Here is a 14,536-nt window from a genome sequence, read left to right as displayed (position 1 = left end):
ACACTGTGGCAGCTTGGCCGTAAGAGCGGGGATGAACGGTGCGGGCCCGGGCGTTCGCGACCCGTCCCCGCGGGCGGCTCGAAGGCGCGTCGGAAGCCTTGCCGTGAGGAGGCGTCGCTGCCGTCTCGCCGCATCATCCCGGGACCGCGCACCGGAACCCGGGATCCAGATGCATCACGGCGCCAGTACCCTGCTCCGAGCGCGGCTCCGGGTTCCGGGCCTGCCTGCGGCGACTCGGACGGTGCGCGGCCGCGTCAGGCCTCGTCGGCGGCGAGCCAGATGGCCGGCTCGCGCGGAGCCGAGCGGAGCGGGGCCGGCGCGGCGGGCAGGCCGCGCAGCTGGGCGAGTTCGGCGAGTTCCGGCGCCTGCGCGGTGTCGTCGGCGGTCAGGAACAGGCCCCGGGCCCGGGCGGCGCGGCCGAGATCGGCCCGGCTCGTCCAGACGCTCTGGGCCGGGCTCGTGAGCAGCGCCAGGGCCACGGGCGCCAACCAGAGTGCGAGCCAAAGGCTCCCGACGAGGACCAGGGCGAAGATCATCAGCGCGCCGACCACCACGGCATCGGCCTGGAGCCGGAAAGCCTCCGACCAAGAGACCTGCCGGTCATCCCGATCCTGCGTCTCCCAGCGCACCACCCGGCCCAGGAAGGTCGAGACCACGGCGCTGGCGGTGAACAGGGTCAGGACCGGCCACAGGATCACCCACACGGCCTGCTCCAGGGCGGCGCTCGCGAGCAGCGCCCGGGTGCCGCCGAAGGCCGCCCGACGCTCCGGCGCCGCCAGGACATGGCCGAGGCTCAGGAGCTTCGGCAGCGCCAGCACGGCGATGCTGAGGATCGCCAGCGCATGGGCCGCCGCCCCCTGCCCGGTCAGGCCGTAGGCCAGCAGGCCGAGATCGCCGGTCCGCGCAGCCTGCCAGGCGGCCAGCCCGACGAAAGCGATCCAGAGCGGCAGCACCCCGTAGGAGAGAATGCCGACGAGGAGGTGCCAGCGGCTCGCAGCGCGCAGTCCCGTCCAGGGCAGCACCCGCAGGTGCTGGAGGTTGCCCTGGCACCAGCGACGCTCGCGGCCGAGCAGGTCGACGAGGTTCGTGGGCATCTCCTCCCAGGTCCCGCCCATCTCGGGCAGCAACCGCACCTCCCAGCCCGCGCGGACCATCAGGGCGCCCTCGACGATGTCGTGGCACAGGATCTCGCCGCCGAGCGGCTCCCGACCCGGGAGTTTGGGAAGCTGCGCGTTCGCCGCGAATGCCTCGATCCGCAGGATCGCGTTGTGGCCCCAGTAGCTGCCCTCCGGCCCCTGCCAGGTCTCCAGGCAGCGCAGCGCCAGCGGCGCGTAGAGGCGGACGGCGAATTGCTGGATGCGGGCGAAGAGCGTGTCCCGGCCCGCCGCGTACGAGACGGTCTGGATCAGGCCGGTGCGCGGGCTCTCCTGCATCAGCCGCACGAGCCGGGTCATCGCCGCGCCCGTCATCAGGCTGTCCGCGTCGAGGACGATCATGAAGGCGTACTCGGCGCCGTAGCTGCGGCAGAACTCGCCGATGTTGCCGGCCTTGCGGCCGACATTCTCGGTCCGGCGCCGGTAGCGGATCCGCGGCAGCGCCGGGTCGGCGGCCGCCCAGGCCTGGATGCGGGCGAATTCGTGCTCCTCGACGGCGGCGATCGCGCCGTCGCGCGTGTCGGAGAGAACGAAGATGTCGATATCCTGCGCCTCGGCGCGGGCCAGCGAGCGCGCCATTACCCGCAGGCGGGCGAACACCGCCACCGCGTCCTCGGCGTGGATCGCCACCACGGCGGCGGTGCGTCCCGCGCCCGCGATCGTGGCCTCGGCCTGCTCGGAGCGGCGCTCCAGCACCGACTTGGCCCGGTCACCCAGGAAGCCGGCGATGAGCCCGTAGGCGTATTGGCAGGCGACGAAGGCCTGCCAGCCCATGACGAGGCTGAACAGCACCAGCACCGCCCAGGCGAGCGGGCTGACACCCGCCGGATAGGCGAGCGCGGCGAGCCACGCGAGACCACCGGCCGTGACGAGGCTCGGGATCGCCAGGGCGAGGCGGCGAGCCCAGAGTGCGCGCGCCGGTCGCGTACCCGTCCAGACCTCGTGCTGTGGGATCCCGGTCGATGGATCGGATGTGACCGGGCCTGCGTTCCGATGCGGTCGCTCGGCAGAGGAGGTAACGCGTGGGGACATGGCGCGAGGAACTCGACCGTGGAAGGCTGCCGGCCGCCCGGCCGTCTGGAGCCGAGAACCGATGACCGTGGATACCGATGTGCGGGGTGAGGACACGGAGCCGACCCGGCCGCGTAGGCCGCCGGAAGCCGAACGGATCAATCCCCCCTCCCGGCGCCGCGTTCTTGGAACAGTCCTGACCGCGGCTGCCGGCACGGTTCTACCTAGCGCGGCCGATCTGAATGGGTCCAGAACGTGGGCCGGGTCGGCGCTTCCGCCGCAGGACGGCCCGATGACGTTCGAAACGCTGTCGGATCAGGCGGCGCGCCTGGCCTCCGCCCCCTACACCGCACCGCCCGAGGACCTGCCGGCGGCGCTCGCAGGCCTGGATTACGACCGCTACCGGGCCATCAGGTTCCGGCCGGACGAGAGCCTGCGCCTCGGCAACAACTTCAGTGCGCAGCTCTTCCACCGCGGCTTCCTGCAGCGCAAGCGCGTGGCCCTCCACCTCCAGCCGCAGCGCGGGCCGGCGCACCGGATCCCCTACGAGAGCCGCCTGTTCGACCTCGGCCCGACGCTCGCCGGGCAGACCTTCGCGCCGGATCTCGGCTTCGCGGGCTTCCGCCTGCACTACGCACTCCCGGACACGCCCTCGTGGCGCCCCAAGGGCTTCCAAGAGGAATTCCTTGTCTTTCTCGGCGCCTCCTATTTCCGGCTGCGGGCGGCGAACCAGGAATACGGCCTCTCCGCCCGCGGGCTCGCGATCGGCACGGGTGCCCCGGAGGGCGAGGAATTCCCCGACTTCATCGCCCACTGGATCTGCGAGCCGGAGCCCGAGGCCCGCAGCCTGACGGTGATGTCGCTCCTCGACAGCCCGAGCGTGGCCGGCGCCTACCGGTTCGAGATCACACCCGGTGACCCGGCCCGGATCGCCGTCACCGCGGCGCTCCATCCGCGTCGGACGCTCGCGAAGTTCGGCCTGGCGCCGCTCACCAGCATGTTCCTGCACGGCCAGAACGGACCCGGCGCCCGGGGCGCGACGCCGTTCGACGACTTCCGGCCGCAGGTGCACGATTCCGACGGGCTGTGCGTCGCGGCCGGGAGCGATCCAGCGCGGGTCGACCGTCTCTGGAGGCCTCTGGTCAACGGTCGCAGTCAGCCGCAGATCTCCGCCTTCGCGGCCAAGCCGCTGGCGGGTTTCGGGCTGCTGCAGCGCGAGCGACGGTTTGAGGCCTATCTCGACGTGGAGGCGCGCCAGGAGGCACGGCCCGGCCTGTGGGTCGCGCCCGATCGCGCGCGCGGCGCCTTCGCGGAGGGCGCGGTGCAGCTCTACGAAATTCCCTCCGGCGAGGAATACGCCGACAATATCGTCGCGGCCTTCGTGCCGGCGGCTCCGGCGCAGCCCGGCACCCCGCTGCGGCTCGCCTACGGCCTGACCACGGTCGGAGCGGAGCCCGTGGCGGCGATCCCCCAGACCGCCCTCGCCAGGGTCACCTCCACGCGCTTCGGCTCGGCGGAACGCCTGCGCCCGACCAACCCGCCGAGCCCGCAGCGGCGGCTCTGCGTGATCGATTTCGAGGGTCCCGACCTGCCGAAGGGCGCCGACGAGGACGTCGCCGCGGAAGTCTCGGCCAGCGCCGGCACGATGCACGAGCCGGTGGCCAATTTCGTGCCGCAGACCGGCGGATGGCGGATCTACGTCGAGTGGCGCCCGCCGGACCCGATGCCGAGGGGCGATGTCGTGCTGCGCGCCCGGCTCATCCGTGGGACGACGCCCCTCAGCGAGACCTGGGACGCCGCCGTGTGAGCCCGTCCGCGCATGCAGCGAGGCGACTCTAGCAGGCGCAGGATGGCAAGGCCGGTGCGGTCCGGGATTGCCTCGCGCGCGGATGTTCCGGGCCGGGCGCGTTCAGGCGGTCCGGCGTTCCTGCTCCAGGCGACGCGCGAGACGGGTGGCGCCGTACACCTCGCTCAGGCGGCGGCGTGCGGCGGAGATCGGCGGCGCCTGCCGCTCGACATGGGCGGCGGCGATGACGCGCAGGGCGGCGGCGACCGAACGCTCCAAGCGGCGCTCGGCCTGCGCGGCCGGGTCCTGATGGGTGGCCAGCATGTGATGATCCCTCGTGCATACCGTATCCACCCTCTTGTGGGGCGGTGATCGGCGGCACAGACAGTGTTCACATCTGGCTTGACCGCATCAAGGCAGCTTGGCCGTAAACCGGCGCGCGTCGTTACCGCAATTCCTCGTGCCATGTCCGGCCATCGCGCTCGATCAGCGCGATGGCGGCGGTCGGCCCCCAGCTCCCCGCCGGGTAGGGCCGCGGCGCCTCGGGCCGATCGGCCCAGGCCTTGAGCACGCCGTCGGCCCAGGCCCAGGCGGCCTCGACCTCGTCGCGGCGCATGAACAGGGTGGCGTTGCCGCGGACCACGTCCATCAGCAGGCGCTCGTAGGCGTCGGGATAGCGCTGCTTGAAGGTCTCCTCGAAGGAGATGTCGAGGTCGGTCGGGCGCAGGCGCAGGCCGCCGGGACCGGGATCCTTGGTCATCACCTCGAGCTTCATGCCCTCCTGAGGCTGCAGGCGGATCACCAGCCGGTTCGGCTCGCGGCCGAAGGCCTCCTCGGGGAAAATCGAGAAGGGCGAGGCGCGGAACTGCACCACGATCTCGGAGAGCTTCTGGGGCAGCCGCTTGCCGGTGCGCAGGTAGAACGGCACCCCGGCCCAGCGCCCGGACTGGATCTCGACCTTCATGGCCACGAAGGTCTCGGTCCGGCTCTCGTGACCGAGTTCGGTCAGGTAGCCCTCCACGGGTTTGCCGTCGACGGCGCCCGCCACGTACTGGCCGCGGACCGTGGCGAACTGGATGTCGTGGGCGGTGATCGGCTTGAGGGCGCGGAGCACCTTCAGCTTCTCGTCGCGGACCGAATTGGCTTCGAGGTTGAGCGGGCTCTCCATCGCGGTGAGGCAGAGGAGCTGCAGGATGTGGTTCTGCAGCATGTCGCGCATGGCGCCCGACGTGTCGTAGTAGCCGGCCCGCCCCTCGACCCCCACGGTCTCGGCGACCGTGATCTGGACGTGGTCAATCACATCCGAGGTCCAGAGCCGCTCGAAGATCGTGTTGGCGAACCGGAGCGACAGCAGGTTCTGGACCGTCTCCTTGCCGAGGTAGTGGTCGATCCGGAAGATCTGCGATTCGGGGAAGACCTCGCCGACCGCGTCGTTGATCGCCCGGGCCGATTTCAGGTCCTTGCCGATCGGCTTCTCCAGCACGACGCGGGACTTCTCGCCGACGAGCCCGTGTGCGGCGAGGTTGCGGCAGATCGAGCCGTAGAGGTCGGGCGAGGTGGCGAGATAGTAGGGCCGGACCTGGTCGGGCCGCTCGTCGAGCTTGGCGACGAGGTCGGTCCAGCCGCTGTCGCCGGCGCCGTCGACCGCCACGTAGTCGACGTGGTCGAGGAAGCGCTGGAGCATGTCCTCGGTCAGGTCGGAGGCCGGCACGAAGCGCTTGAGGGCGTCGCGGGCGTGCTCGTGGAAGGCGTCGATGGACAGTTCCGAACGCGAGGCACCGATGATTCGGCTCGTCTCGGGAATCTGGCCGTCGCGGAAGCGGTAGAACAGCGCCGGCAGCAGCTTCCGCGCGGTCAGATCGCCAGTCGCGCCGAACACGACGCAGTCGAAGGAAGCGACGGGGATGATCGTGGCCAAGTGCGGCTCCCGGTTGTCGTGCGCTGGTCTCGTGCGGCGGCTGCGTCGCACTGACCTAGCCCGTGTGCAAGGGCTTCGCCAGACGAGGGGCGCAGGCCTGCGCTGCCCGGGCCGGGGCTCGGCCGCGACAGGTCCGGGCGACCCGATCGCGTCACGCTCAATCTTCGCGAGCGCAGCGAAGTGACTCAGGGCAGCGCGAGGCCGATTGGGTCAGCCCTCCATGTACCGCTTGAACGCCTCGGCGTAGTCCGGATGCCAGCGCGACAGGGCGGGCCGGTTCTCGACGATGTCGCCGGACGCCCAGGCGATCCGCTTCGCATCCTGGGCGCGGGTGGTCTCGTTGTCGGGGCAGAGAATGTAGAAGTCGCCGGCGGCGAGCCGCTCCAGCATGAACGCCACGGTCTCCTCGGGCGTCCAGGCGCCGGCCGGCTTCTCGGCGACGCCGCGGGCCTTGGTGAGCCCGGTATAGACGAAGCCGGGGATCAGGAGATGCGCGGTGGTCTGGCACGCTTCTCGGTTGCGCAACTCGTGGGCGAGCGCCTCGGTGACCGCCTTCACGCCCGCCTTCGAGACGTTGTAGGGCGCGTTGCCCGGCGGGGTGGTGATGCCCTGCTTCGAGCCGGTGACGATGATCGCCCCGGCCTTGCCGCCCTCGATCATGGCGGGTGCGAAGGCGTGGATGCCGTTGACCACGCCGCCGAGGTTGGTGCCCAGGATCCGCGCCCAGGTATCGGCGTCGGAGAACAGTTTTCCGCCGGCCTCGATCCCCGCATTCAGCATCACCAGGGCGGGCGGTCCGGCCTTGGCGACGGCGGCCGCCAGGGCCTCCACGGCGCCCCGGTCCGAAACGTCGGTGGGTACGGCGCGCACTTCGACGGCGGCGAGTTCGGCGACGGCGGCCCGGGCCGCGTCCAGGGCCGGCCCCGGCAGGTCGGCGAGCCAGACATTCATGCCGGCCCGGGCGAAGGCCTGCGCGGCGGCAAGCCCGATGCCGCTCGCAGCACCGGTGACGACCACGTTGCGACCGGGGCTGATCGCGGGGTGCTGGCTCATGACGGATCCTCGGCTGACTGGCGCCCATCAGATGGGGCGAGCCTGGAGGAAGGCGAGTTCGCGGCAGCGTACCGAAACCCCGCAGAACCCGCGGATCGCCCCAGGAGCGGCGTCTGTTAGGGTGAGGCTGCGCCCTCAGGATTCCAGGACCCGGATGCCCCCTCCCCCGAGCCGCCGGTCGATCCTGGCCGGTGTGGCCACCCTCGGTCTCGCGGCGACGGCGCGGGCGGCCGGTCCGGCCGGGTTCGGCCCTCCCGGCCGCCCATCCTGGTCGGGCGACAGCCTCCAGGCGGCCGCGTCGGCCAAGGGCCTGCTCTACGGCTGCGAGGTGCCGTTCCACCGCTTCGACGCGACCCCCGCCTACCGGCAGGCGGTGGCACGCGAGTGCGGCCTCCTCGTCTGCGGCACCGAGATGAAGATGGAGGAGGTTTTGCCCGCCCCCGGCAAGACCGACTTCGCCCGCGGCGACGCCATCCTGCGGTTCGCCCGAGCGAACGGCCAGCGCATGCGCGGCCACACGCTCGTCTGGCACGCGGCGCTGCCGCCCTGGGTCGGGCCACTGCTCGGCCGGGCCAGCGCCGTCCAGGCCGAGGACTTCATGCGGCGCTGGATCGAGACGGTCGCGGGGCATTACCGGGGCCAGATCGTCGCCTGGGACGTGGTCAACGAGATCCTCGGCAACGAGGCCGATCCCGACCGCGGCGGCGGCCTGCGCGACTCGCCCTGGCTCGCCTCGATCGGCCCCGGCTACGTCGACCTGGCCTTCCGGATCCTGCACGAGACCGACCCTACGGCGGCCGGCACGTGGAACGAGGACGCGGTGGAGCAGGGCGTGCCCTGGATGGAGGCCAAACGCACCAAGGTCCTGCGCCGCCTGGAGGCGATGCGCGCCCGCGGCGTGCCGATCCGGCGCTTCGGCCTGCAATCGCATCTCACCAGCACGATCCCGATCGACCAGGGCCAGCTGCGCCGCTTCCTGCGGGAGATCGGCCAGATGGGGCTCGGGATCGAGATCACCGAGCTCGACATCGACGACCGGGCGTTTCCGTCCGACGTGGCCACCCGCGACCGGAGGGTGGCCGACTTCGCCCGCCGCTTCCTCGACGTGGTGCTGGACGAGCCCGCCTGCCTCGATGTCGTGACCTGGGACATCTACGACCCGGATACGTGGCTGAACGACCACCCCTACCGCAAGCGACCCGATGGCCTGCCGCAGCGGGCGCTGCCGCTCGACGCGCAGTTCCAGCGCAAGCCGCTCTGGCACGCGGTGAAGGCGGCCTTCGAGGCCGCGCCGGATCACAGGGCCACCCGCGACAAGCTCAGGCGGGCGTGACGCCGGCCCGACGGCTGTCCTCGGCGAGACTCGGCTCCGGCGGCCGGTCCGCCAGGAGGCGGCGGCGGAGTCGCGCGCAGGGGCGTTCGACGAGGCCGTACATGCCCCAGCACCAGAGCAGCGTCACCGGGAAGGCCGCCAGCATCAGCCCGAACCCGTGGAGTCCAGGCCGCAGGTGCAGCACCAGGGCCACCACCGTCATGTGGGCGAGGTAGAAGCTGTAGGACCAGAGCCCCAGCTGCCGCATCGGCCGGCTCGCCAGCACCCGCACCAGAGACCCCTCCCCGTGCAGCAGGTACGCGAAGGGCACGAACAGGGCGGCGCTCTGGAGCGTGTAGCGCAGGCTCTCGCGGAAGGCGGGATCGCGGACCGCCAGGGTCCCGAGGATCACCGCGAGGCTGGCGGCGACCTGCCAGAGCGTGGGGCGCCGAGCCCGGTCGGCCGGGATCACCGGGTTGTTCCACAGGCCGAGGCAGCAGCCGAACAGGATCGCGTCGATGCGGGTGTGGGTCCAGCTGTAGTTCAGGCTGTAATCCGGCAATCGCCAGACATTGCTGCACCGGATCGCCAGGACCGCCGCGCAGAGTGCCAGACAGGCGAGCGCGGCCCGGCGCGGCGCGAGACGCCCGAGCCACAGCACGAAGGCCAGCGGGAAGACGAGGTAGAAGTGCTCCTCGATCGCGAGGCTCCAGAGCGGCACCGGCAGGACCGCCTCGGTGCCGAACAGACCGGGATAGTTGGTCAGGAACGTCACTTGACCCAGCACCGCCGCCGGCGCGACGGGCATCCAGTCGAGGAGACCCGCCGCGTAGAGCGCTCCGGAGGCGAGCAGCGTCAGGTACATCGGCGGCAGGATGCGCAGGCTCCGCCGCAGATAGAAGGCGGAGAGCGAGACCGCATCCGTCCGTGCCCGCTCGATCCGCAGGAGCGTGGTGATCAGATAGCCGCTGAGGAAGAAGAAGATTGTGACGCCGAAGCCGCCCGGCACGATGTGGCTGTAGCCGCAATGGGCCGCGAACACGATCAGGATGGCGAGCGCCCGAACCCCGTCGAGCTGCGGCAGGTAGGGCATCGCTGCGGGACACGGGTCTCCGGGATGCGGCATGGCGGGAACCGATCTCCTGTCTGGGTCTGGGCAGCCGTGGCGGACCAGCCATGCGGTGTCCGATGGAACGCTTCGATTGAGGTGTCTCACGCCGTCATCGCGAGCGGAGCGACGTGACCCAGGGCAGCGCGCCGTCGATGAACGGGGCGCTGTCTGGATTGCTTTGCTCCGCTCGCAAAGACGGCGGTGCCGAAGCCAGCACGTCATAAAATGTATAAGCGCCGTTTTCGCGCCAGCTGACATCCGCACGAAACCTCACGCGGCTGAACCAATTGCAGGATCGTGAATCCGGGTCTCGGGCCACTCTCATGGCCGGAGGAGATTGGTAACCACGCCGGCCCATCATCCGGCCCGGTCGCGCCGCCTGAGCGCGTCGGGAGTGTTGCGTATGGTCCCGGTCCCACCCCGCCGTCCTGCCGGCCCGCGTGCCCGTCTCGGTACGGGCCTGTCGCTCCTGGCGCTGCTCGGCACGTCCGTCGCGGCGCTGGCGCAGGGCGCCCCCGCGGCCGTCCCGGCGGCCAGCCCGCCTCCGGGGCCGGTACCGCCGCGCGCCATTCCGGCTACGCTGCCGCCGAGCCCGGACACCGGATCGGCCGGCAAGGGCCCGGAGACCAAGGTGCCGGAGGCGAAAGGCCCCGAGACGAAGCCGGCCGAATCCAAGCCCGTGGAGACGGCATCCCCCGAATCAAAGCCCCTCCCGGGCAAGCCGCAGGAGACGGCGCGGAAATCGCGTGAGCCGGCGCCCCTCGTCTACGCCAAGGTCTCCGCCGACCCGAACCCGACGCTGACGGCGCGCACCTTCCTGGACACGCTTCGGGCGGCGGAGCGTTACGCGGCCTTTGCGGAGGCCGGCGGCTGGGAGCGGCTGCCCGAGGATCTCGCGCGCCTGAAGCCCGGCGAGCGCAACCCGGCGATCCCGGCGTTGCGCCACCATCTGACCCTGACCGGCGACCTGCCGGCGGACGCGCCCCCGAGCGACCGCCTCGATCCGCCCCTCGTAGCCGCGATCGCGGCCTTCCAGGGCCGCCACGGCTTGCCCGACAGCGGCATCCTGGGCCGGCTCACGATCAACGCGCTCAACGTGCCCGCCTCGGTGCGTCAGCGTCAGCTCGCCGCCTCGGCGTCCCGGCTGATGGGCTCGAAATTCCCGTTCGGCGAGCGCTACGTCTTGGTCAACATCCCCTCGGCCGTCGTCGAGGCGGTGGAGAACGGCACGGTGGTCCGCCGCTACGTCGCGGTGGTCGGCTCCCCCGACAAGGCGACCCCAGCCGTGGAGACGCGCATCACCGACATCAACTTCAACCCGACCTGGACCGTCCCGGCCTCGGTGGTGAAGAACGAGATCATCCCGCAAATGCGCAAGAATCCGGGCTATCTCGCCAAGAACCACATCCGGATCCTCGGGCCCTCCGGCGAGGTCGACCCGACTAAGATCGATTGGGCGGGCGAGAAGGCCGTCAACTACACGCTGCGGCAAGATTCCGGCTTCGACAATTCGCTAGGCCAGGTGCGGATCGACATGCCGAACCGCTTTGCCGTTTACATGCACGACACGCCGGCGAAATCGCTGTTCGCCGCCAGCGTGCGCTTCCACAGCCACGGCTGCGTCCGCGTCGGGCAGGTGAAGGAGCTCGTCGGGTGGCTGCTGCAGGGCACCGACGGCCCGAACGGCCCGGGCACGAGCTGGGGGCCGATCGAGATCGAGACCGGCATCGCCGACGGCGAGCGCCGCGACATCAAACTGCCCAAGCCGGTTCCGGTGACCTTCGTGTACCTCACGGGCTACGCCACCCCGGACGGCAAGGCGCATTTCCGCGACGACATCTACAATCTCGACACGCCGGCTCCGGAACCCGCGGCCACCGGCGCGATCCCGCCTGCGGGCAGCGTCCCCGCGCTTGTGAAGCCGGCCGCCGCCGCGCCGACGGCCAGACCCGCTGGGATGCCCGCAGCGGCGGCCAAGCCCGGCCCGACGAAGCCCGCTTCGGCCAAGCCCACGGCGGAGCGCCGCACTTTGGAATCCGTTGACGCTATCCGCTGACCCAACCCCGCGATGTCGATGAGCGCTCGTGTTTGCGCCACCAGATCGTCCGGAACGCCACCGACAGCGGCCATTTCACGGGTGCGGGCTTTCGGATTAGAGCCTCGCGAAGCCTGACGTCCTCGAGGGTCACCCCTCAGCGTCATTCCGGGGCGCCGCAGGCGGGCCCGGAATCCGGACGCCGTGTCGGTGAAAGGCTTGCCGCGTCGGTAGGTCTGGATCCCGGGTTCCGCTCCCGCGGACCCGGGATGACGATGGCGGGGGCTTAGCGACGAAGGCGTCCTGCATCCGAGCAGGCATCAAGCCCCCGCCAGATCCAGCCGCACTTTGACCAAGCCGGGATCCTCCGGGTCGCGGCTCTGCGCGAAGCCGAGGCGGCGGCAGACGGCCAGCATCGGCCTGTTCTCGGCCAGCACCGAGCCCTCGACCCGGCCGATCCCCTCCGAGCGCGCCCAGTCGATCATCAGGCGCATGAGGGCGAAGGCCAGACCCGTGCCCCGGACGTCGCGGCCCACCGCGATCGCGTACTCGCCGCTCTCGTGGTTGGCGTCGGCGTGCAGCCGCACAGCGCCGAGCATCCGCTCGCCACCGTTCGGCTCGACCTCGGTGGCCACGAAGGCGATGGCCCGGGCATAGTCGAGCTGGGTGAGCCGCGCCAGGAAGGCATGGCTGAACTCGCGCACCGGCCCGAAGAAGCGCAGACGCAGATCCTCCGGGTCGAGCCCCTTGAAGAAGGTCAGGAACAGGCCCTCGTCCTCGGGTCGAACCGGCCGCACGCGGATCGTGCGGTCCTTGAGATTGAGGGTGCGAACCCACTCCGCCGGGTAGGGGCGGATCGCGAAGCGCGGATGGCCGCGGCCGTATTGCCTCTTCTCGGAGCGATGGATCCGGACCTTGGCGTCGAGTGCCAGCACGCCGGTCTCGTCGGCGAGCAACGGGTTGATGTCGAGTTCGCGGACCTGCGGCAGGTCGGCGGCCAATTGGGACAATTTCACCAGCGTCAGCGCGATCGCCGGCAGGTCGGCCGCCGGCACGTCGCGGTAGCTGTCGAGACGCCGGGCGACGCGGGTGCGGCCGATGAGGTCGCGGGCGAGGATCAGGTCCAGGGGCGGCAGGCCGAGCGCCCGGTCGTCGATCACCTCCACCGCCGTGCCGCCGCGGCCGAAAACCACGACAGGGCCGAAGACCGGATCCTCGGCGAGGCCGGCGATAAGCTCGCGCCGCTGGCCCCTGCGCACCATCGGCTGCACGGCGAAACCGGTGACCCGCGCATCCGGCCGCTCCCGGCGCGCCCGGGTCAGGATGCTGCCCGCGGCCGCGCGGACATCGGCCTCGCTGGTGAGGTCGAGATGGACCCCGCCGACATCGGATTTATGCACGACGTCGGGAGAGACGACCTTGAGGGCTACGGCCCCGCCCGCCGCGATGATCGGCCACGCGGCGGCGGCGGCCGCATCCTTGTCGGGGGCGAGGGTGATAGGGACGGTCGGGATGCCGTAGGCCTCCAGTAGGCCGTTCACCGCGACCGGATCGAGCCACGCGGCGCCCTGACGGAGGGCGCCGGCGATGATCGAGCGGGCGCGGGCCGTATCGGGGGAGAAGTCGCGCGGCAGCGAACCCGGCGTGCGCATGAGGTCGTCCTGCGCCTCGCGGTAACGCACGAGATGGAGGAAGCCCTCAATCGCCTCCGAATCGGTGGTGAAATGCGGGATCCCGGCCCGGGCGTAGGCGTCGCGCGCGGCCTCGGCGTCGCCCAGGCAGACCGCGAAGACCGGCTTCTTGCGCGTCTGGCCGGCCCGGGCCCGCTTGACCGTGTCGGCGATCGCGCTCGCGACCTCGCCGGCCTCCGAGCGGGCGGTCGGGACGTGGATCGCCAGCACGGCATCGCTCGTCCGGTCCACGAGCATCGGGCCCAGGGCGCCCGAGAAGGCCGGGCCCGCCGCGTCGATGCCGAGGTCGAGCGGATTGCCGGCCGGACGCCCCTCGGCTGCGGCGGCTCCGGCAAGGCTGCCCGATTTCTCGATCAGCCGGTCGGCGGCGAGCAGGCCGATGCCGCGGCCGTTCGACAGGATGGCCAGCCGGTCGCCCGGGAACGGACGCTGGCGCCCGAGGGTCTCGACCGCGGAGAACATCTCGTCGAGATCCTGGACGGCCAGGAGACCGGCCCGCCGGAAGGCCGCCGCGTAGACCGCGTCCGGCCGGGCCAGCGCGCCGGTATGGGTCACGGCCGCGCGCCTGTCCGGGCGGTGACGGCCGGCGCGCAGAACCACGACGGGTTTCGCGCGGGCCGCAGCGCGCGCCGCCGACATGAACCGGCGCGCATCGGCGACCCGGTCGAGGCACAGAAGGATCGCGCGGGTGCGGTAATCGGCGGCGAAGTGATCCAGGCAATCGGCCACGCCGATATCGAGCACGCTGCCCAGCGACAGGACCGCCGAGAAGCCGGTCCCGTGGCGGGCGCCCCATTCGACGAGGGCCGCGGCGACGGTGCCGGATTGCGAGACGAGCGCGAGGTCCCCGGCCTTGGGGGCATGGGCGAAGAGGCTGGCATTGAGCTTGGCGCCCGGCACCGCGAGCCCGGCACTGTCAGGCCCGAGCAGGCGCAGGCCATGCGCACGGGCGATCCGATGGGCCGTCGGCCCGGGATCGTCCGGCTCCGAGCCGAGCCGGGCAGTGAGGATGACGGCCGCCCCGGCGCCGATCGCGGCGGCCTGCGCCACCACGTCGGGAACACCCGGCGGCGGCACCGCGATCAGGACGAGATCGGGGACGGCTGGCAGATCGGCGATCCGTGGCACGCAGGGCAGGCCGTCGATGGTGGCCTGATCGGGCTGCACCGGCATGATCGCGCCCGGAAAGCCGGCGCCGCGCAGGCTGTCCAGCACGCTGCGACCCAGCGAGCCCTCCCGCGTCATGGCCGCGACCAGGGCGATCGAGCGGGGCGCCAGCAGCTTGTCGAACCGATAGGTACTCACGACCGGCCGCTCACAGGTCCGCCGTCACGGGATGAGATCCTGTGGGGGATGCGTGCCGGCGTGCATGCGGTGTCCCTCGCTGGCATCGGGATCCGGCGAGCCTCCAGGCCTGCGCCGCTCTACCAGATGGCGCAGCCCGCCGCACGGGCAATGCCCGATC

The 14,536-nt window shown here is 71.6% G+C and carries 9 protein-coding genes; 3 read left to right on the top strand and 6 right to left on the bottom strand.

Features of this window, described 5'->3' with window-relative positions; all coding sequences use genetic code 11:
• Positions 1-254: 254 nt before the first annotated feature.
• Positions 255-2,186, bottom strand: coding sequence for a glucans biosynthesis glucosyltransferase MdoH (gene mdoH / locus ABIE45_RS07770; RefSeq protein ID WP_192706185.1), 1,932 nt, complete (start codon positions 2,184-2,186; stop codon positions 255-257).
• A gap of 271 nt (positions 2,187-2,457) precedes the next feature.
• Between mdoH and ABIE45_RS07765 the strand changes: the two genes are divergently transcribed.
• Complete coding sequence (locus tag ABIE45_RS07765) at positions 2,458-3,972, top strand: glucan biosynthesis protein (protein ID WP_192706184.1); 1,515 nt, start codon at positions 2,458-2,460, stop codon at positions 3,970-3,972.
• A 102-nt stretch (positions 3,973-4,074) separates the two neighbouring features.
• Here the strand turns inward: ABIE45_RS07765 and ABIE45_RS07760 are convergent, their stop codons facing one another.
• The 3 genes from ABIE45_RS07760 to ABIE45_RS07750 all read right to left on the bottom strand — a co-directional run bounded on the left by ABIE45_RS07760 (position 4,075) and on the right by ABIE45_RS07750 (position 6,922).
• Positions 4,075-4,275: a hypothetical protein gene (locus ABIE45_RS07760; RefSeq protein WP_192706183.1), complete on the bottom strand. Its 201-nt coding sequence runs from the start codon at positions 4,273-4,275 to the stop codon at positions 4,075-4,077.
• Between the two features lie 121 nt (positions 4,276-4,396).
• A complete protein-coding gene (gene zwf / locus ABIE45_RS07755) occupies positions 4,397-5,869 on the bottom strand; it encodes a glucose-6-phosphate dehydrogenase (RefSeq protein ID WP_192706182.1) in 1,473 nt (490 codons plus the stop codon).
• Between the two features lie 210 nt (positions 5,870-6,079).
• A complete protein-coding gene (locus ABIE45_RS07750; RefSeq protein ID WP_192706181.1) occupies positions 6,080-6,922 on the bottom strand; it encodes an SDR family NAD(P)-dependent oxidoreductase in 843 nt (280 codons plus the stop codon).
• Positions 6,923-7,076: 154 nt separating this feature from the next.
• Here ABIE45_RS07750 and ABIE45_RS07745 point away from each other — a divergent pair, with 154 nt between their 5' ends.
• On the top strand, positions 7,077-8,255 hold the full coding sequence (locus tag ABIE45_RS07745) for an endo-1,4-beta-xylanase (protein ID WP_192706180.1): 1,179 nt from the start codon (positions 7,077-7,079) through the stop codon (positions 8,253-8,255).
• Here the strand turns inward: ABIE45_RS07745 and ABIE45_RS07740 are convergent.
• Positions 8,242-9,360 carry an acyltransferase gene (locus ABIE45_RS07740; protein WP_192706179.1) on the bottom strand — a complete coding sequence of 373 codons (1,119 nt, stop codon included), beginning with the start codon at positions 9,358-9,360 and terminating at the stop codon, positions 8,242-8,244. The two genes, ABIE45_RS07745 and ABIE45_RS07740, sit on opposite strands and share 14 nt — an antisense overlap.
• A gap of 388 nt (positions 9,361-9,748) precedes the next feature.
• Here ABIE45_RS07740 and ABIE45_RS07735 point away from each other — a divergent pair, with 388 nt between their 5' ends.
• A complete protein-coding gene (locus tag ABIE45_RS07735; protein WP_192706178.1) occupies positions 9,749-11,401 on the top strand; it encodes a L,D-transpeptidase family protein in 1,653 nt (550 codons plus the stop codon).
• Positions 11,402-11,700: 299 nt separating this feature from the next.
• On the opposite strand, the gene ABIE45_RS07730 is transcribed toward ABIE45_RS07735, so the two are convergent.
• Positions 11,701-14,376, bottom strand: coding sequence for a bifunctional acetate--CoA ligase family protein/GNAT family N-acetyltransferase (locus tag ABIE45_RS07730; protein ID WP_192706177.1), 2,676 nt, complete (start codon positions 14,374-14,376; stop codon positions 11,701-11,703).
• Positions 14,377-14,536: the final 160 nt, after the last annotated feature.

Source organism: Methylobacterium sp. OAE515, assembly GCF_041806315.1.
GTDB classification, from domain to species: domain Bacteria; phylum Pseudomonadota; class Alphaproteobacteria; order Rhizobiales; family Beijerinckiaceae; genus Methylobacterium; species Methylobacterium tardum.
This window is presented reverse-complemented; position numbering and strand designations above follow the sequence as displayed.